Source organism: Citrobacter sp. Cpo100 (assembly GCF_030332595.1).
Taxonomy (GTDB): domain Bacteria; phylum Pseudomonadota; class Gammaproteobacteria; order Enterobacterales; family Enterobacteriaceae; genus Citrobacter; species Citrobacter portucalensis.
Genome location: NZ_JAOWHM010000033.1, coordinates 116,823 through 135,983, shown reverse-complemented (window position 1 = coordinate 135,983; position 19,161 = coordinate 116,823). Strand labels below are relative to the sequence as shown.

At 50.9% G+C, this 19,161-nt stretch carries 20 protein-coding genes and 1 tRNA gene; 12 read left to right on the top strand and 9 right to left on the bottom strand.

Features of this window, described 5'->3' with window-relative positions; all coding sequences use genetic code 11:
• Positions 1-71: 71 nt before the first annotated feature.
• On the top strand, positions 72-671 hold the full coding sequence (locus OGX96_RS10945) for a helix-turn-helix transcriptional regulator (RefSeq protein ID WP_032942159.1): 600 nt from the start codon (positions 72-74) through the stop codon (positions 669-671).
• Positions 672-702: 31 nt separating this feature from the next.
• Here OGX96_RS10945 and ecnB read toward each other — a convergent pair whose 3' ends face one another.
• The 3 genes from ecnB to efp all read right to left on the bottom strand — a co-directional run bounded on the left by ecnB (position 703) and on the right by efp (position 1,715).
• Complete coding sequence (gene ecnB, locus OGX96_RS10940; RefSeq protein WP_003025482.1) at positions 703-849, bottom strand: lipoprotein toxin entericidin B; 147 nt, start codon at positions 847-849, stop codon at positions 703-705.
• A 107-nt stretch (positions 850-956) separates the two neighbouring features.
• Entirely contained in the window at positions 957-1,091 is a 135-nt protein-coding gene (gene ecnA, locus OGX96_RS10935; protein WP_048236299.1) for a lipoprotein antitoxin entericidin A, read from the bottom strand.
• A gap of 57 nt (positions 1,092-1,148) precedes the next feature.
• Positions 1,149-1,715, bottom strand: coding sequence for an elongation factor P (gene efp, locus OGX96_RS10930; RefSeq protein ID WP_003025478.1), 567 nt, complete (start codon positions 1,713-1,715; stop codon positions 1,149-1,151).
• A gap of 41 nt (positions 1,716-1,756) precedes the next feature.
• On the opposite strand from efp, the gene epmB reads away from it, so the two are divergent.
• Both epmB and yjeJ read left to right on the top strand, forming a co-directional pair.
• Positions 1,757-2,785 carry an EF-P beta-lysylation protein EpmB gene (gene epmB / locus OGX96_RS10925; protein WP_286583015.1) on the top strand — a complete coding sequence of 343 codons (1,029 nt, stop codon included), beginning with the start codon at positions 1,757-1,759 and terminating at the stop codon, positions 2,783-2,785.
• A gap of 183 nt (positions 2,786-2,968) precedes the next feature.
• Positions 2,969-3,832 carry a YjeJ family protein gene (yjeJ, locus tag OGX96_RS10920; protein WP_286583012.1) on the top strand — a complete coding sequence of 288 codons (864 nt, stop codon included), beginning with the start codon at positions 2,969-2,971 and terminating at the stop codon, positions 3,830-3,832.
• 88 nt (positions 3,833-3,920) lie between these two features.
• On the opposite strand, the gene OGX96_RS10915 is transcribed toward yjeJ, so the two are convergent.
• The 3 genes from OGX96_RS10915 to OGX96_RS10905 form a co-directional block, all read right to left on the bottom strand.
• Complete coding sequence (locus OGX96_RS10915) at positions 3,921-4,274, bottom strand: DUF4156 domain-containing protein (RefSeq protein WP_003025468.1); 354 nt, start codon at positions 4,272-4,274, stop codon at positions 3,921-3,923.
• A 252-nt stretch (positions 4,275-4,526) separates the two neighbouring features.
• Entirely contained in the window at positions 4,527-6,170 is a 1,644-nt protein-coding gene (groL, locus tag OGX96_RS10910) for a chaperonin GroEL (RefSeq protein ID WP_048236304.1), read from the bottom strand.
• Between the two features lie 43 nt (positions 6,171-6,213).
• The gene (locus OGX96_RS10905) at positions 6,214-6,507 is read right to left on the bottom strand and encodes a co-chaperone GroES (protein WP_000027827.1); all 294 of its coding nucleotides are present in this window, start codon (positions 6,505-6,507) and stop codon (positions 6,214-6,216) included.
• Positions 6,508-6,782: 275 nt separating this feature from the next.
• Here OGX96_RS10905 and yjeH point away from each other — a divergent pair, with 275 nt between their 5' ends.
• Entirely contained in the window at positions 6,783-8,048 is a 1,266-nt protein-coding gene (yjeH, locus tag OGX96_RS10900) for an L-methionine/branched-chain amino acid transporter (protein WP_008785985.1), read from the top strand.
• A 49-nt stretch (positions 8,049-8,097) separates the two neighbouring features.
• Here the strand turns inward: yjeH and OGX96_RS10895 are convergent, their stop codons facing one another.
• A complete protein-coding gene (locus tag OGX96_RS10895) occupies positions 8,098-8,574 on the bottom strand; it encodes an FxsA family protein (protein ID WP_003025457.1) in 477 nt (158 codons plus the stop codon).
• 338 nt (positions 8,575-8,912) lie between these two features.
• Here OGX96_RS10895 and aspA point away from each other — a divergent pair, with 338 nt between their 5' ends.
• The 6 genes from aspA (at position 8,913) to OGX96_RS10865 (ending at position 14,767) form a co-directional block, all read left to right on the top strand.
• Positions 8,913-10,349 carry an aspartate ammonia-lyase gene (aspA, locus tag OGX96_RS10890; RefSeq protein ID WP_003830668.1) on the top strand — a complete coding sequence of 479 codons (1,437 nt, stop codon included), beginning with the start codon at positions 8,913-8,915 and terminating at the stop codon, positions 10,347-10,349.
• 115 nt (positions 10,350-10,464) lie between these two features.
• A complete protein-coding gene (gene dcuA / locus OGX96_RS10885; RefSeq protein WP_003830670.1) occupies positions 10,465-11,766 on the top strand; it encodes an anaerobic C4-dicarboxylate transporter DcuA in 1,302 nt (433 codons plus the stop codon).
• Positions 11,767-11,894: 128 nt separating this feature from the next.
• Positions 11,895-12,242 (top strand): divalent cation tolerance protein CutA, encoded by a 348-nt coding sequence (cutA, locus tag OGX96_RS10880; RefSeq protein WP_003025447.1) that lies wholly within the window; start codon positions 11,895-11,897, stop codon positions 12,240-12,242.
• On the top strand, positions 12,218-13,927 hold the full coding sequence (locus OGX96_RS10875) for a protein-disulfide reductase DsbD (protein WP_286583010.1): 1,710 nt from the start codon (positions 12,218-12,220) through the stop codon (positions 13,925-13,927). Before cutA ends, OGX96_RS10875 begins: the two co-directional genes overlap by 25 nt.
• 36 nt (positions 13,928-13,963) lie before the next feature.
• Positions 13,964-14,539, top strand: coding sequence for a transcriptional regulator (locus OGX96_RS10870; RefSeq protein WP_008785982.1), 576 nt, complete (start codon positions 13,964-13,966; stop codon positions 14,537-14,539).
• Between the two features lie 152 nt (positions 14,540-14,691).
• Positions 14,692-14,767, top strand: a tRNA-Phe gene (locus tag OGX96_RS10865).
• 82 nt (positions 14,768-14,849) lie between these two features.
• Here the strand turns inward: OGX96_RS10865 and OGX96_RS10860 are convergent.
• Positions 14,850-15,170, bottom strand: a complete 321-nt coding sequence (locus OGX96_RS10860) for a hypothetical protein (RefSeq protein WP_286583007.1) — start codon at positions 15,168-15,170, stop codon at positions 14,850-14,852.
• Between the two features lie 49 nt (positions 15,171-15,219).
• On the opposite strand from OGX96_RS10860, the gene OGX96_RS10855 reads away from it, so the two are divergent.
• Positions 15,220-16,881, top strand: a complete 1,662-nt coding sequence (locus OGX96_RS10855) for a fatty acid--CoA ligase (RefSeq protein ID WP_286583004.1) — start codon at positions 15,220-15,222, stop codon at positions 16,879-16,881.
• Positions 16,882-17,079: 198 nt separating this feature from the next.
• Here the strand turns inward: OGX96_RS10855 and OGX96_RS10850 are convergent, their stop codons facing one another.
• Positions 17,080-18,801, bottom strand: coding sequence for a SulP family inorganic anion transporter (locus OGX96_RS10850; RefSeq protein WP_286583002.1), 1,722 nt, complete (start codon positions 18,799-18,801; stop codon positions 17,080-17,082).
• A gap of 135 nt (positions 18,802-18,936) precedes the next feature.
• On the opposite strand from OGX96_RS10850, the gene OGX96_RS10845 reads away from it, so the two are divergent.
• On the top strand, positions 18,937-19,161 hold a 225-nt coding region (locus tag OGX96_RS10845), incomplete at its 3' end, for a hypothetical protein (protein ID WP_286582998.1).

Below are 19,161 nucleotides of genomic sequence, written 5' to 3'. Positions count from 1 at the left end.
GGAGTTCTCTATGATGAAGGGCTTTCTGAAACCAGAAAGTCGATTGCCCCTCTTCTGAATGCGAAACGTTTATGCTTAAAATTTTAGTGATTGACCGGTGCCACTTTACCCGCACAGGGATAGAGGCCTTGCTTAATCATTCTGGCAGGTTCAGCTCCTCATTTCTGGTATCAGGAATCAATAATCTCCTGTTAGCAAAAGAGCATATTTTGCAATGGAAACCGCATCTGGTGATCGCGGATTTATACAGTTTTATTAGCGAGACGCACTCCAGTCCGCCAATTAAACCTTTTTTTATGAGTTGTGGCGTCATCCCACTGATTTTACTGCAATCAGCAGACAGGCAGCATGCCCCCATCGTGCCCTCTCAATCCGTAGCCCATTCGGTCTTGACCAAGCACACCACGCTGAACACACTCTCCAACACAATTCAGGAAGCGCTTCAGGTTCGCCCCGCATTAGAAATAGCCAAAAACGCCACGCCTTTGCTTACGCCGCAGGAGGAGAAAGTATTATCAATGTGGATGGATGGTGTGAGTAACAATGCCATTGCCGCCGCGCTCAGCATTCATGGCAAAACGGTCTACACCTATAAGCGGAATATCCGTATGAAACTGCACCTGGGGAACCGCTTCTCGCCGTTCCTTTCACTCCCAGGGAAGGGAGATTAACGGTACGACACGTACGTCGTACCGTTCTTCATTATTGCTGAGCTTTTGTCGCTGCACCAGAGATTGCGCTACCGCCTTCAGAGATATCCTGTCCTACGCCTCGTGTGGTATTACACGCGGTTAAAACGGAAGAAAGTACCAACACAGAAAAGATCGCAGCAATTGTCTTCTTAACCATAACGTCTTCCTTTTCTAGCCAATATTGTTTGTGTATAGCTACTTAATAATAGACAAGATCCGGGAGTGTGATGGATAAACAACCGTTTTTAGGACTATATGAAAGGATTAGCTGGCGGCGTGAGAAATTGAATTGCCAAGATGTTTGATGTCTTCACCGAAGCCGCGCGCGGTATTGCATCCCGTCATGAGGGTGCTGGTGAAAAGGAGTAGCATTACAAGACCGAGAAGACGTTTCATCATTCCTGCCCTGGAAAAAGTATGGCGCAGCAACCTGCGCCATAAGATCAAATGGAAAACTTATTTTACGCGAGAAACGTATTCGCCGGAGCGGGTATCCACTTTGATCACTTCGCCGATCTGTACGAACAGCGGAACTTTAACAACTGCGCCGGTAGACAGGGTAGCCGGTTTGCCGCCAGTACCAGCGGTATCGCCTTTCAGACCTGGGTCGGTTTCAACAACTTCCAGCTCAACGAAGTTCGGCGGAGTTACGGAGATCGGCTGACCGTTCCACAGGGTCACGATGCATTCAGCCTGGTCCAGTAGCCATTTAGCGTTATCGCCTACCGCTTTCTCGTCTGCAGCCAGCTGTTCGAAAGTGGTGTTATTCATAAAGTGCCAGAACTCACCGTCGCTATACAGGAAGGTCAGGTTCATGTCGGCTACGTCTGCGCCTTCAGCGGAGTCAGTAGACTTGAAGGTTTTCTCTACGCGAGTACCGGTCAGCAGGCGACGCAGCTTAACGCGCGCAAACGCCTGGCCTTTACCTGGTTTAACGAATTCGCTGGCTTCAACCGCATAAGGTTCGCCGTCCAACATGATTTTAAGACCAGCACGAAAATCGTTGCTATAGTACGTTGCCATAAGGCCCTCTGAAAATTGTTAACTGGTAGCTAAGCCACAAAATGGCGCATATTGTAACCCTAAATACCCCATCCAGAGAAGATTGGTTATCGCAACTTGCCGATGTTGTGACCGATCCCGATGAACTTCTGCATCTTTTGAACATAGATGCAGATGAAAAACTGTTGGCCGGACGCGACGCGAGACGGCTTTTCGCCCTGCGCGTGCCGCGTGTGTTTATTGCCCGCATGGAGAAAGGCAACCCGGACGATCCGCTTTTACGTCAGGTACTGACTGCCCAGGAAGAGTTTGTGGCCGCGCCAGGCTACTCAACCGATCCACTGGAAGAACAGCACAGCGTGGTTCCCGGTCTGCTGCATAAATATCGCAATCGGGCACTGCTGCTGGTTAAAGGCGGTTGCGCGGTAAATTGTCGCTATTGCTTCCGCCGGCATTTCCCATACGCCGAAAATCAGGGCAATAAGCGCAACTGGCAGGTCGCCCTCGACTACATTAACGCGCACCCTGAGCTGGATGAAATCATCTTCTCTGGTGGCGATCCGTTAATGGCCAAGGACCACGAACTGGACTGGTTGCTCACGCAACTGGAAGCTATCCCGCACATTAAGCGTCTGCGTGTTCACAGCCGTTTGCCGATAGTGATCCCGGCGCGCATTACAGAAGGACTGGTCGAGCGCTTTGCGCACTCCTCCTTGCAGATTCTGCTGGTCAATCACATTAACCATGCCAATGAAATTGATCAGACGTTTCGCCAGGCGATGAGCAGTCTGCGCGCCGCGGGCGTTACGTTACTCAACCAAAGCGTATTGCTGCGTGGCGTGAACGATAACGCGCAAACCCTGGCTAACCTTAGCAACGCACTGTTTGATGCCGGTGTGATGCCCTATTACCTGCACGTGCTGGATAAAGTGCAGGGTGCCGCACACTTTATGGTCAGCGACGATGAAGCGCGTCGCATTATGCGTGAGCTTCTGACGCTAGTTTCCGGCTATATGGTCCCCAAACTGGCGCGTGAAATTGGTGGAGAGCCAAGTAAAACACCGCTGGATCTGCAGTTACGTCAACAATAGCTATTACTGAGTGTCCGATTCCGGACACTCACCACGATTACTTATTATTTAAATCCCCACAAGTGGAGCCTCGCTTTTAATCTGTGCTATTTTAATTAGCGCAGTTCAATCATTCATTCGTAAATTTTATCAATAGTTTCAAATGCAGAATATTAATAAATATATGGTTAGGGAGAACCTTTTATGGCTATAAGTATTAAGGGCGTTAATACTGGCATTATTCGCCAAAAGAATGAATTTGTTGCCATGGCATTAAAAATAAAAGAACCAAGAAACAAGGAATCACTCTTTTTTCTCTCTCCACTTGGACTTAGAGATCTGCTTATCGCGCTGGAGAGCCGGCTGTACGCCATTTCTCAGCTAAACAAAGACGAGCGTATGCAATATGAAAAGGCATGCGATAAAGCCAGCAAAAAAATGCACGAGAATATTCCGTCAATTCAGGAAGATGAACTAAAAAATGCGGATATTAACCGTCGCATAAATTCGCTGATGTTAGTGGATGACAAAGGCGAGAATTTAACATTTTCTCTGACGTTACATGACGGACAAACATGCGAATTACTGGTTAATGAATTACAGATTCAGGTGTTGGCGCATGCAATTATTCACGCAATAAATAATGCTGGCATGAGAGAACTCGCGCTACGAATAACATCGCTGCTGGATTTCCTGCCGCTGTACGATGTTGATTGTCAGCAAAACGACAATCTGGAATACGACTCTTATACACAACCCGAATGGAAACATAACCTGTTTAATCATTATCTGGCGATTATTTACCGCTATACAGACAATAAAGGAAAAGCCCAGTTCTGTGGTTCGGTAGTGAAAACTCGCGCCCTTTCCGGTAGCAAAGAAGCCGAAGCCATTACTCGCCGTCTTCTCGACTTCAGCCCGCGGCTGAAAAAACTTGCCGGTGTACCGTGCAAGGTGTTTGTCAGAACGTTGACGGGTGATAAGACGCAAAAGCTCAATCAGGATCAGTGCCTGCGCGCATTACATCATTTACGCGTTCAGTCTGCGCATAAGACTCAGAATGCCTGATGGCGCTGCGCTTATCAGGCCTACGATCATTCGTACCGTAGGCCTGATAAGACGCTTTAGCGTCGCCATCCGGCATCAGCAGCAGTTCTCAATTAGGGCACTTATAAACCTGTCCAATCATCTCACTGGCGGTAGGAACAAAGCTGGACAGCATTCCCTGCGATGGGCTGCTGACGCCATAAATCACGTTACCGCCCATTGCCGCAGCCTGGTTACGCAGATCGTTTGCTGCGCCACGCATTGAGCCGCCCTCTTCGCCGTGCTGGCCTGAAAGCCAGTTGCTTTGCTTACCGGTTGCGGTGCCTATCAGTTGGCACTCTGCGCCAGGCTTGTCTTCAACAAAACGTACGCTTTGCCCGGCAGAACTCAGTTCGTTGCTGGAGCTACAACCCGCCATCAGTAGCGCGGCACCAACGATCCCTGCTAAATATTTCACGTGCATGTCATTCCCCATAATCAATTAGTTGGACGTTATGTCCGTAGCTGAATCATATACTAAAAAGATGACCAAAAGAAAAACCCCCAGACATTTCTGCCCGAGGGTTTCTCAATTCTGGGAGATGAGCACCCAAATCATTCTGGTTGCAGGAAGGCGGCCAGTTTGTTAATCCCCAGGAGCTTACTCAAGTAAGTGACTGGGGTTAGCAAACGCAGCCAACGCATCTGCAGCCTGAAGGATGCAGGGTGTGGGCAATTACATCATGCCGCCCATTCCACCCATGCCACCCATACCGGCAGCACCTAAGTCAGGCGCATCGCCTTTCGGCAGGTCGGTAACCATGCACTCGGTGGTGATCATCAGACCCGCAACAGAAGCCGCGTACTGCAGAGCAGAACGAGTTACTTTGGTTGGATCCAGGATACCCATGTCGATCATGTTGCCGTATTCTTCAGTTGCAGCGTTGTAACCGTAGTTACCGTCACCCGCTTTTACGGTGTTAGCCACTACAGACGGCTCTTCGCCGCAGTTCAGAACGATTTGACGCAGCGGAGCTTCCATTGCGCGCAGCGCAACTTTGATACCTACGTTCTGGTCTTCGTTCTGACCTTTCAGGCCGGCAATTTTAGACGCTACGCGAATCAACGCAACACCACCACCAGCAACCACGCCTTCTTCTACCGCAGCACGGGTAGCGTGCAGGGCATCTTCAACGCGGGCTTTCTTCTCTTTCATTTCAACTTCAGTCGCAGCACCAACTTTGATAACCGCAACGCCGCCTGCCAGTTTCGCTACGCGCTCCTGCAGTTTTTCACGGTCATAGTCGGAAGTTGCTTCTTCGATCTGCTGACGAATCTGAGTCACGCGACCCTGGATTGCAGCTTCGTCGCCCACGCCATCAATGATGGTGGTGGTATCTTTGTTGATAACAACGCGTTTCGCCTGACCCAGATCTTCCAGAGTTGCTTTTTCCAGCTCCATACCGATCTCTTCAGAGATAACGGTACCACCGGTCAGGGTAGCGATATCCTGCAGCATTGCTTTACGACGATCGCCGAAGCCAGGTGCTTTAACCGCAGCGACTTTCACGATACCGCGCATGGTGTTAACAACCAGAGTTGCCAGCGCTTCGCCTTCAACATCTTCAGCGATGATCAGCAGCGGTTTGCCTGCTTTCGCTACAGCTTCCAGAACCGGCAGCATTTCGCGGATGTTGGAGATTTTCTTGTCAGCCAGCAGGATGAACGGGCTTTCCAGCTCTACTGCGCCAGTTTCCGGCTTGTTGATGAAGTAAGGAGACAGGTAGCCACGGTCGAACTGCATACCTTCAACCACGTCCAGTTCGTCCTGCAGACCGGTACCGTCTTCAACGGTGATCACGCCTTCTTTACCGACTTTGTCCATCGCTTCAGCGATCAGTTTACCTACGGTTTCGTCGGAGTTAGCGGAGATGGTACCAACCTGAGCAATAGCTTTAGAGTCGGAGCACGGTACTGACAGTGCTTTCAGTTCTTCAACAGCAGCAGCGACAGCTTTGTCGATACCACGTTTCAGATCCATCGGGTTCATGCCCGCAGCAACGGCTTTCAGACCTTCAGTGATGATGGACTGAGCCAGTACGGTTGCGGTGGTGGTACCGTCACCTGCAGCGTCGTTCGCTTTAGAGGCAACTTCTTTCACCATCTGCGCACCCATGTTTTCGAACTTGTCTTCCAGTTCGATTTCACGTGCTACGGAAACACCATCTTTAGTGATGGTCGGTGCACCGAAAGATTTATCCAGAACTACGTTACGGCCTTTTGGACCGAGGGTAACTTTCACTGCATCTGCCAGTACGTTTACGCCGCGCAGCATTTTCACACGAGCGTCGTTACCGAATTTTACGTCTTTAGCTGCCATTTTCTCTTTCCCTTAAATTCGTATGTTCAGTGTCGTTCGCGGATTAGGCTTCAACAATCGCCAGGATGTCGCTTTCAGACATGATCAACACTTCTTCATTGTCGATCTTCTCAGATTTAACACCGTAGCCATCGTTGAAAATAACGATATCGCCGACTTTCACGTCCAGCGGCTGTACGGTACCGTTGTCCAGGATGCGACCCTTACCGACAGCGATGATTTCGCCACGAGTTGATTTACCTGCTGCAGAACCAGTCAGTACGATGCCGCCAGCAGATTTGGATTCAACTTCTTTACGTTTGACGATCACACGATCATGTAACGGACGAATACTCATTGATAGCTCTCCTTTGAGAAAGTCTTTATCAGTTATGGGTGACGCCGGCCCGTAAACGGTTTCCCGGCTAGTGACCAGAGAGATGGGGATGGGGTTTTGTGCCTTCAAGGGGGCAAGCGAAAAAAAATTTTTATCAGCAGAAAATCCCGTCAAAACGCCGACGCACCTCACATTTCATAACGATTTCAGTCACGTCGTCATAAGCAAATCTGATTGTGATACCATCAAAAATCTGCGCTGTAGCCCGGTCAATGGGCATAACCGGATAACAACTTATGAGCGGACTGAAACAAGAGCTGGGACTGGCTCAGGGCGTTGGCCTGTTGTCGACATCATTGTTAGGTACAGGCGTTTTTGCCGTCCCCGCGCTGGCCGCACTGGTTGCGGGCAACAACAGCCTGTGGGCATGGCCGGTGCTGATTGTTTTGGTCTTTCCCGTAGCGATTGTCTTCGCCGTACTGGGTCGTCATTTTCCCAGCGCAGGCGGTGTGGCGCATTTTGTCGGCATGGCCTTTGGTTCACGCCTGGAGCGCGTCACCGGATGGCTATTTTTGTCGGTCATTCCTGTCGGTTTGCCTGCGGCATTGCATATCGCCGCCGGATTCGGTCAGGCGATGTTTGGCTGGCATGACGAGCAGCTTTTGCTGGCTGAGCTCGGTACGCTGGCATTGGTTTGGTACATCGGCTCTCGCGGCGCAAGCTCCAGCGCGAATCTACAAACGGTCATTGCAGGACTGATTGTTGCCCTGATTGTTGCTATCTGGTGGGCGGGCGATCTGACACCTGGCGAAATCCCCTTCCCTGCGATTACCGATATTGAGCTTCCCGGCCTGTTCGCCGCGTTGTCGGTCATGTTCTGGTGCTTTGTCGGCCTTGAAGCGTTTGCTCACCTGGCGTCTGAATTCAAAAATCCGGAGCGAGACTTCCCACGCGCACTGATGATCGGCCTGCTGCTGGCAGGGTCTGTTTATTGGGCATGCACCGTTGTCGTTCTCCATTTTGGTGCCTACGGCGAGCAAATGGCGGCCGCAGCGTCGCTGCCAGAGATCGTCGTGCAACTGTTTGGCGTACAAGCTCTGTGGGTCGCCTGCATCATTGGTTATCTGGCCTGTTTTGCCAGCCTCAACATTTATATACAAAGCTTCGCCCGGCTGGTCTGGTCGCAAGCGCAGTATAAGCCGGAGAGTTATCTAGCTCGTCTGTCCCCCCGACACCTTCCGCGCAATGCGCTAAACGCCGTATTGGGCTGTTGCGTAATCAGTACTCTGTGCATCTATATGCTGCAAATCAATCTCGATGCGTTAATCGTCTACGCCAACGGCATCTTTATTATGATTTATCTGCTGTGCATGCTGGCAGGTTGTCGATTACTGAAAGGGCATTATCGCGTACTGGCGGTCATTGGCGGTCTGCTGTGCCTACTGCTACTGGCGATGGTCGGCTGGAAGAGTCTGTACGCGTTGATTATGCTGGCAGGACTGTGGCTGTTTTTACCCCGCAGGCCGGATAAGGCAACGTTGACGCCATCATCCGGCCTATAAACACTTTTGCCGGATGACGCTAACGCTTATCCGGCCTACATACTGATGCTTAATCCCGACGATCGTCTTTATGTTCGATGCTGTCGCGCTTGTCATCCTTGCGCTGAAATTCACCATCAAAAGTCTCACCGCCACCCGTTCCGGCGCTAAAACCACCGCCAGGCATACGCGAAAAACGCAAATGTGGCAGCAGTTTCATCGTCAGATGTTTTTGCACCGGGGGTAATAAAAGAAGAAGACCGAGGAAATCGGTGAAAAATCCGGGCAGCACCAACAGCAGACCGGCAATAATCAGCGATACGCTTTTGATCATTTCTGCAGCCGGACTTTCACCTGCCGCCATTTTCTGTTGCATCAGTAAAAAGTTCTTAAATCCCTGATTACGAACCAGAGACATACCGATAACCGATGTAAAAATAACCAAAATCAGCGTCATCAGGACGCCCATCACATGGGCAACCTGAATAAAGATAGATATCTCTATGTAAACATAGAGAAAAATGGCAAGTAATGGTATCCAGCGCAAAGGGATCTCCTGTTAATAACAGCCGTTTTGTTCAACTTCTGTTCGAAAAATTATGTTAATCGCATCGATTTGATATTGTGGTGGTTAGCAAAATTTCAAGTGGCTTGTACACTAATATTTAGGGTTAATCACAAAGGGGTGATCCATTTCACAGAATAATAAATAAGGGGTAAATTCCACGCTTTAAGTGATCCAGATTACGGTAGAAATCCTGAACCAGCATATGATCTCGGGTATCAGACCGATGCAGGGGATAATCGTCGGTCGAGAAACAATCGAAATCACATATATCCTGTGTGTTTAGTCAAATCATTGGCAGCTTGAAAAAGAAGGTTCACATGTTAAACAACATTCGTATCGAAGAAGACTTGTTGGGTACCAGGGAAGTTCCAGCGGACGCCTACTACGGTGTCCACACTCTGAGAGCGATTGAAAACTTCTACATTAGCAACAACAAAATCAGCGATATTCCTGAATTTGTTCGCGGTATGGTAATGGTTAAAAAGGCAGCGGCTATGGCCAACAAAGAGCTGCAAACCATTCCTAAGAGTGTGGCAAATGCCATCATCGCGGCGTGTGATGAAGTCCTGAATAACGGAAAATGCATGGATCAGTTCCCGGTAGACGTTTACCAGGGTGGTGCGGGTACCTCCGTCAACATGAACACCAACGAAGTTCTGGCCAATATCGGTCTGGAACTGATGGGTCACCAGAAAGGTGAATATCAGTACCTGAACCCGAACGACCACGTTAACAAATGTCAGTCTACCAACGACGCATACCCAACTGGCTTCCGTATCGCTGTATACGCATCCATCATCAAACTGGTTGATGCACTGAACCAGCTGCGCGAAGGCTTCGAGAAAAAAGCTGTTGAATTCCAGGACATCCTGAAAATGGGTCGTACCCAGCTGCAGGATGCTGTACCGATGACCCTCGGTCAGGAATTCCATGCTTTTAGCGTACTGTTGAAAGAAGAAGTGAAAAACATTAGCCGTACCGCTGAGCTGCTGCTGGAAGTTAACCTCGGCGCGACAGCAATCGGTACTGGTCTGAACACACCGAAAGAGTACTCTCCGCTGGCAGTACAGAAACTGGCTGAAGTCACTGGCTTCGCCTGTGTTCCGGCAGAAGATCTGATTGAAGCAACTTCTGACTGTGGCGCATACGTTATGGTGCACGGCGCACTGAAACGTCTGGCTGTGAAGATGTCCAAAATCTGTAACGACCTGCGTTTACTCTCCTCTGGTCCGCGTGCGGGTCTGAACGAGATCAACCTGCCGGAACTGCAGGCTGGTTCTTCTATCATGCCAGCTAAAGTGAACCCGGTTGTTCCGGAAGTCGTAAACCAGGTGTGCTTCAAAGTCATCGGTAACGACATCACTGTAACCATGGCATCTGAAGCTGGTCAGCTGCAGCTGAACGTAATGGAGCCGGTCATTGGTCAGGCAATGTTTGAATCCATTCACATTCTGAGCAATGCTTGCTACAACCTGCTGGAAAAATGCGTTAGTGGTATCACTGCTAACAAAGAAGTCTGTGAAGCGTTTGTATTCAACTCCATCGGCATCGTTACTTACCTCAACCCGTTCATTGGTCACCACAACGGCGACATCGTCGGTAAAATTTGTGCCGAAACCGGTAAGAGCGTACGTGAAGTTGTCCTGGAGCGCGGTCTGTTGACCGAGTCTGAACTGGACGATATCTTCTCTGCACAGAACCTGATGCACCCTGCTTATAAAGCAAAACGTTATACTGATGAAAGCGAACAGTAATCGTGTAGGGTAGTACCGGAGAAGGCACGTCATGATGACGTGCCTTTTTTCTTACTCGAAGTTACTTAAAAACAACAATTTAATATCAACTTGTTAAACAACAAGGAAGGCTAATATGATAGTTTTAGAACTTATCATCGTTTTGCTGGCAATCTTTTTAGGTGCCAGACTTGGGGGTATCGGTATTGGATTTGCAGGTGGGCTGGGTGTTCTGGTTCTCGCCGCTATCGGCGTAAAACCCGGTAATATCCCGTTCGATGTTATTTCCATCATCATGGCGGTTATCGCTGCCATTTCAGCTATGCAGATTGCAGGTGGTCTGGACTATCTGGTTCATCAAACTGAAAAACTGCTGCGTAAAAACCCGAAATACATCACGATCCTTGCACCTATCGTGACCTATTTCCTGACTATCTTCGCAGGTACCGGCAACATCTCTCTGGCAACGCTGCCAGTTATCGCTGAAGTTGCGAAAGAACAAGGGATCAAACCTTGCCGTCCGCTCTCTACTGCAGTGGTTTCTGCACAGATTGCGATTACGGCATCTCCAATCTCCGCAGCCGTGGTTTACATGTCTTCCGTAATGGAAGGTCATGGCATCAGCTACATTCACCTGCTGTCCGTGGTCATTCCGTCCACCCTGCTGGCTGTTCTGGTCATGTCCTTCCTGGTAACTGCGCTGTTCAACTCCAAACTGTCTGACGATCCGATTTATCGTAAGCGTCTGGAAGAAGGCCTGGTTGAACTGCGTGGTGAAAGACAAGTTGAAATCAAAGCGGGCGCAAAAACTTCTGTTTGGTTGTTCCTGCTGGGCGTGGTTTGTGTCGTCGTATATGCGATCGTCAACAGCCCAAGCCTCGGTCTGGTCGCTAAGCCGCTGATGAACACCACCAACGCAATCCTGATCATCATGCTGAGCATCGCGACGCTGACCACGATCATCTGCCGCGTTGAAACTGACTCCATCCTGAACTCCAGCACTTTCAAAGCCGGTATGAGCGCCTGTATTTGTATCCTGGGTGTTGCATGGCTGGGTGATACCTTCGTATCTCACAACATTGACTGGATCAAAGATACTGCAGGTAGCGTAATTCAGGGTCATCCGTGGCTGCTGGCTGTCATCTTCTTCTTTGCTTCTGCACTGCTGTACTCTCAGGCTGCAACCGCTAAAGCACTGATGCCGATGGCTCTGGCTCTGAACGTTTCCCCACTGACTGCTGTTGCGTCTTTCGCCGCGGTTTCTGGCCTGTTCATTCTGCCAACCTACCCAACTCTGGTTGCGGCAGTTCAGATGGATGACACCGGTACAACTCGCATTGGTAAATTCGTCTTTAACCATCCGTTCTTCATCCCGGGTACTCTGGGTGTGGTTCTGGCTGTCTGCTTCGGCTTCTTGCTGGGCAGCTTCATGCTGTAAGTTTTTCCTGCAGGGTGCCTGGGCGCCCTGCAGTTCCTCCTCCCCACCCCGCTTTAACTAACATCCTTCCCTCGTCCGTTGTATAGTGACCACTCTTTTGCTGGTTACTCTGTTCTTTCGAGGTGTTTATGCTTGATGTAAAGAGTCAGGATATTTCCATCCCCGATACCGTTGTGGTGCTCTGTACCGCCCCGGATGAAGCAACCGCCCAGGATCTCGCCGCCAAAGTGCTGGCGGAAAAGCTGGCTGCTTGCGTGACCCTGCTACCCGGTGCGACCTCCCTCTACTATTGGGAAGGCAAACTGGAACAGGAATATGAAGTCCAGATGATTTTAAAAACCACCGTCACACACCAGCAAGCCCTTCTCGATTGCCTGAAGTCACATCATCCGTATCAAACGCCTGAACTTCTGGTTTTACCCGTCACTCACGGAGACTTTGATTACCGCTCATGGCTCAACGCATCCTTACGCTGATCCTGCTGCTGTGCAGCACATCTACCTTTGCCGGATTATTTGACGCGCCTGGCCGCTCGCAGTTTGTTCCTGCCGATCGGGCGTTTGTTTTTGATTTTCAGCAAAACCAACACGATCTGAACCTCACATGGCAGGTTAAAGATGGCTACTATCTGTATCGCAAACAGATAAGCATTACGCCATCTCAGGCCGATATTGCTGAGGTAAAATTGCCGCCAGGCGTCTGGCATGAAGATGAGTTTTACGGCAAAAGTGAGATTTACCGTAAACAGCTGACTGTCCCGATCACGGTCAATCAGGCTAAGTCTGGCGCAACATTAACGGTCACATATCAGGGCTGCGCCGACGCCGGATTTTGCTATCCACCAGAAACAAAAACGGTGCCATTAAGTGAAGTGTCTGCTGGTTCCGCGGCCGCCTCTGCGCCAGCCCCAACCACTGCAGATCCGCAAGAGAAACCGCAGTCCGCGGCCCAACTCCCCTTCTCCGCACTGTGGGCATTGCTGATCGGAATTGGTATCGCGTTTACGCCTTGCGTACTGCCGATGTATCCGCTGATTTCCGGTATCGTACTGGGTGGCAAGCAGCGCTTATCAACCGGACGGGCACTGTTGCTGACGTTTATCTACGTTCAAGGGATGGCGCTCACCTATACCGCGCTGGGTTTGGTTGTTGCAGCCGCCGGTTTGCAGTTCCAGGCTGCGCTTCAGCATCCCTACGTCCTGATTGGCCTTGCCGTCATCTTTACGCTGCTGGCTCTGTCGATGTTTGGCCTGTTCACGCTGCAATTGCCTTCATCACTGCAAACCCGTCTCACGCTAATGAGTAACCGCCAGCAAGGCGGATCTCCCGGCAGCGTCTTTGCGATGGGGGCGATTGCTGGCCTCATCTGTTCTCCTTGCACAACGGCCCCGCTAAGCGCGATTTTGCTGTATATCGCTCAGAGCGGGAACATGTGGCTGGGAGGCGGCACACTGTATCTGTATGCGTTGGGGATGGGCTTACCCCTGATGTTGATTACCGTATTTGGCAACCGCCTGCTGCCTAAAAGTGGCCCATGGATGGAGCATGTCAAAACCGCTTTTGGCTTTGTCATTCTGGCGCTTCCCGTCTTCTTACTCGAACGTATCGTTGGCGACGAGTGGGGCGTTCGCTTATGGTCACTGCTAGGCGTCGCGTTCTTTGGCTGGGCGTTCATCACCAGCCTACAGGCAAAGCACGCCTGGATGCGTATCGTGCAGATTGTCCTGTTAGCCGCAGCACTGGTAAGCGTGCGTCCATTGCAAGACTGGGCGTTCGGCGCGCCACATGCTCAAACCCAGGCACATCTTAACTTCACGCCGGTGGCATCGGTAGATGCATTAAATCAAGCACTGGCGCAAGCTAAAGGCAGGCCAGTCATGCTGGATCTGTATGCCGACTGGTGTGTAGCCTGTAAGGAATTTGAAAAGTACACGTTCAGTAATCCGCAGGTTCAGCAAGCGCTAGGCAACACGGTGCTATTGCAGGCGGATGTGACAGCAAATAATGCCCAGGATGTCGCTCTCCTGAAACATCTACAGGTTTTAGGTTTGCCGACTATCTTGTTCTTTGATGCCAAGGGGAAAGAGCACCCGGAAGCTCGGGTTACGGGCTTTATGGATGCCGCGACCTTCAGCGCACATTTGCGCGATCGCCAACCGTGAGCGACACTTGCAACAGGAAATACGGAGGAGAATACCGTGCAACGTGAAGATGTCCTGGGAGAAGCCCTGAAATTACTTGAGGTGCAAGGGATAGCCAATACCACGCTGGAAATGGTGGCCGAACGCATCGATTATCCTCTGGATGAACTGCAGCGCTTTTGGCCCGATAAAGAGGCCATTCTGTACGATGCGCTACGCTACCTCAGCCAGCGGGTGGATATCTGGCGGCGTCAGCTTTTGCTGGATGACACGCTGAGCGCTGAGCAGAAATTACTGGCGCGCTACACTGCGCTGTCCGAATGCGTGAGCAATAATCGCTATCCCGGCTGTCTGTTCATCGCCGCTTGTACGTTTTACCCCGATCCCGGGCATCCGATCCATCAGTTAGCCGATCAGCAAAAAAAGGCGGCACATGACTTCACCCATGAGCTGCTGACGACGCTGGAAGTTGACGACCCGGCAATGGTCGCCAAACAGATGGAACTGGTGCTGGAAGGCTGCCTGAGCCGCATGCTGGTTAATCGTAGCCATGCAGATGTCGAAACGGCACACCGCCTGGCTGAAGATATCCTGCGCTTTGCCCAGTGCCGAATGGGCGGTGCGCTGACCTAAGCGAGCATTATCTGTTTTCGTCGCCTCTGCCGGATAGATTTGTGCAAACTTCAGGCATAACCATGCAGATTGCCGCAATATTAAGCGGTTGAACAATGTTTCCAGAAATTTGATTGACTGACAGACGTGAATACGGTTTAATGCGCCCCGTTGCCCGGATAGCTCAGTCGGTAGAGCAGGGGATTGAAAATCCCCGTGTCCTTGGTTCGATTCCGAGTCCGGGCACCACTATTTAGAAGAACCCGCCTATGGCGGGTTTTTTGCTTTCTGGGCTCCGCGAGATTTCTTATCGTTCTGACCACAGCAACTCCTACCCCACCTCATCACGACACTTAAACCTTTCACTGGAACCACGATGGTACTGCAAAAAATATAGCGGTATCAGGCACACCTCTTTTTCTGGCGTGCTTATCCATAGGCCAGATTTGAGTAATTTATCTGAACAACCTTGGGCACAATACTGTTGCGGGAGCGCCAGGTCGCGCCGCATTTCATTGATAAGCTCGCTGAAGGTCGCCCCCCCCTCTTCCAGATGGCGTTGTAGGGTATGCACATTCATCCCCAGGGGCTGGAGTTGGTGCGCCGCCTCGACATCTGAAGCAAACGCCAGGGAGTAAATACCAACCTTCATCTACAATTGCCATCATACCGAGCAAATAATGAGTCAACGAGGAATCTGGATGGTGAAAACAAGAATCATACAGTCAGCGCAGGGAGCCCATGCCTATCCGTTGCTGATCAAGAGCTTGCTGCTGTCGGGTGGGCGTTCTCATCCCGAGCGAGAAATCGTCTACGCCGACAAGCTGCGTTACGACTATCGCACCCTCAAACAGCGCATCCATCGCCTGGCAAACATGCTGACAGCGGCCGGTGTCATGCCTGGAGACACCGTCGCCCTGCTAGATTGGGACAGCCATCGCGCCCTCGAGTGCTTCTTCGCGGTGCCTATGATTGGTGCCGTGCTACACACGGTGAACGTCCGCTTCTCGGCGGACCAAATCGCTTACACCATGAATCATGCCGAGGACAACCTGGTACTGGTGCACGACGACTTCTTGCCGGTTGTCGAGTCACTGGCAGAGACACTGACCACTGTCCGGGGATACATCCAGCTTAGCGACGAAGAATCGAAGGCAACCAGCCTGCCGGTGCTGGGGGAATATGAGCCCCTTCTGGCCGCAGCGGGAGATCGCTTTGACTTCCCCGACTTCGATGAAAACTCGGTAGCGACCTTGTTCTACACCACTGGAACCACGGGCAATCCCAAGGGGGTCTACTTCAGCCATCGTCAGCTGGTCCTGCACACGCTCAATGAGCTGGGCCTCCTGGCAGCCTACGAGGGACAGTCGCTGCTACGATCGAACGATGTCTATATGCCGATCACTCCTATGTTTCACGTGCACGCCTGGGGCGCTCCCTATGTCGCAACAATGCTTGGTGTGAAGCAGGTCTACCCCGGTCGTTACGAACCCAACAAGCTGGTGCGGTTCTATCACGATGAGGGTGTAACCTTCTCGCACTGTGTGCCAACCATCTTGCAAATGATCCTCGAGTGCGACGAAGCCACACGGACCGATCTGTCGGGATGGAAGATGTTGCTGGGTGGCAGTTCACTGTCCCTTGGACTGGCGACACAGGCCCACCATAAGGGCATACGCATTCACGCTGGCTATGGTATGTCTGAAACCTGTCCCCTGCTCTGTATGACCCACTTAAGCGATGCCGAGCTGGCCCTTCCCATGGATGAGCAGTTACCCTTGCGGATTCGAACCGGCCTGCCTGTTTCGTTGGTGGATCTGCGTATCGTTGATGGCGAAGGTCGGGAGGTAGTGCACGACGGCGAAGCCATGGGTGAAATAGTGGTGCGAGCCCCTTGGCTGACTCAGGGCTACCTGAAGGAACCCGAGAAAGGAGCTGAGCTATGGAATGGCAGTTGGCTGCATACCGGCGACATTGCCTCTATCGATCCCCTTGGGATAGTGGAAATCAAGGATCGCATCAAAGACGTAATCAAGACGGGCGGTGAGTGGATAAGCACGCTGGAGCTGGAGAGCCTCATCAGCTCACACGCGGCGGTCAGGTCGGTAGCCGTCGTCGGGATACCTGATGAACAGTGGGGCGAACGCCCCCTGGCTCTGGTGGTTTGCAAGGAAGGAGAAGACCTGGAGCCGCAGGCCATAGCGGCACATCTACAAGGATTCGTCGACCGCGGCCACATCACTAAATGGGCGATCCCACGACAGATAAGGATAGTCCCAGAAATTCCCAAAACCAGCGTCGGCAAGATCAACAAGCGCTTGATCCGCGAGCTCGAAGCCAGCAATGGGAAGGAAAGCATTTAAGCGATCTGTCGCATTCATAGCGTAAGGTTAACAACAGTCACACTGCTTATATTTCAGGTAGCATGTCGGTATCAATGCTCTGCTGGGGATCTCACCGTCCCCGCGCGGATGCTGATCGCCCTTTAGCAAATGGGTGTCTGGGCATGTTCATCGCCACAGGCACCTTCCATCCAGCCTGATCATTTACCTAAATCTGCTTTATTCAACAACGCCAGATTCATCCTCACTCATGCTTTCTTTGCTTTGAATGAACCGGAGCGCCAAATAAAGGTCTGGTGTCAGAATCATGTCGTCATCTTTCATTGTCGGTCGACTCTCCTTAAACCAGCGTGTTAACTCCGTTTTCCGGCCCGCAAGAATTAACTTAATCTTCCGCCCCTTCAGGTCCCGTTTTAACTCATTAATGGTTGCCAGGACGCTGATATCTGAATAGGTAAAGCAAGAAACGGCGTCAATGACCACCCATTTAGGTTGTAGTACTGCACCATCGACTAAATTCAAAACGCGGCGCTTAAAATAGGCCACATTAAAATAGGTCAGCGGTGAGTTAAACCGGTACATCAACACGCCAGGGATAATTTTCACATCGGTTGTATTACCTAATGAGTGAATCATCCCATTTTCGTCAATTCCCAATAAGTGTTCAGTAGGACGGAAAACTGTGCGCAGGAACTGCAACAGACCCAACAATACCGCAAGGCCAATCCCCTGAATAACCCCAATAATCAGAACACAGCCAAAGGTGAAGAACGCCAGGCGAAATGCGGGTTTATTTCTTCGCCTCAGGTTCCAGAGTCCGCGTAAATCAATTAATGACCACGATGCATAAATTAGAACAATGCCTAATGCAGATACCGGAATAAATTGTAATGGCTGCGTGAAAAATACCACGACGATTCCGATGATTAAGGCAGCAACAACGGAAACAAGCTGGCTTTTCCCTCCAGAGGAATCATTTACCGCAGTCCGGGAATCGGCTCCGCTAATCGCAAACCCCTGAGATAAACCAGACATTAGATTCGCGATACCCAAAGCCCTGAACTCAGCATCAGCATTTATTTCGTATCCGTTTTTCGCGGCAAAACTGCGAGCGGTTAGCATCAGGCTAACAAAACTGACTAACGCCAGGTTCAGCGCAGGGATCAATAAATCACGCGCCAGACCAGGCTGAAACGAGCCCCAGTGAACGACGGGCAAACCAGACTGAAAGCCCGATCCCCCAATAGTGGCAATCCCATGCTGCTGCGCAGATGTAATCCATACCAGCGCCGTTGTTATCACAATAGCAATTAATGGTGCTGGCCATTGGCTACGAAACGTTTTGATAGCTATTAAAATCACTAACGTTAGGATGGAGATCCCTAAGGTTAATAAATGAATTTCTGAGAGTCGGCCAGGCAGGGCAATGATCTTCTCAATCACTTGCTCTTCATCAAGCGTAATCCCCAATACCTTACCGAGTTGCCCGACAATAATCGTCACGGCAACCCCGTTAAGCAGACCCGTTAGAATGGGATGCGAAAGCAAGTCAGCAAGCGCGCCCAGGCGAAATTTACTGGCAAGCAGGCACCATCCCCCCATCATCACAGTCATGACAATTGTCAACTGCCAGTGAAGTTCTGGGTTTCCGGCAGAAAGAGGAACTACAACGGCTGCAATTACCGCGCAGGTCGTGGCATCAGGACCAACAATCAATTGGCGGGAAGAACCAAACAGCGCATAAGCTAGCATTGGCAAAACGCAGGAATATAACCCGACGATAGCCCCGACTCCCGCCAACTCAGCGTAAGCAATCGCAACCGGTAGTGCTACGGCAGCAACGGATAACCCGGCTTTAACATCATGTTTTAGCCAGCTTTTATCGTACGCTAATAAATTTTTTAGCCCTGGCATGTAGTTTAATACCATTTTTCCGAACACTTTATTCTCCGGATAGACCCTTACTTATAGATAAAGGTACACGTAACTGTCGCAGGCGATCCTGATATTTTCGGGAGGTAATACAGAAAATTCAGATTGGGGGTTTACTGCATATACCGCAGGATGGCTTGTGTTATGGAGGCTCAGGATATAGCTTTGCACCCGATGGTGCGGTGTTGTGATGTGCCTGATGCGCTGCGCTTATCAGGCCTACAAAATACGTTCAGCCCGGCCCCTGCAGGCCGGATAAGGCGGTACGCCGCATCCGGCGGTTTTCATCCCGCACAGACGCAAAAAAGCCCATCCGTCAGGATGGGCTTCTTCACTTTATTTGATGCCTGGCAGTTTATGGCGGGCGTC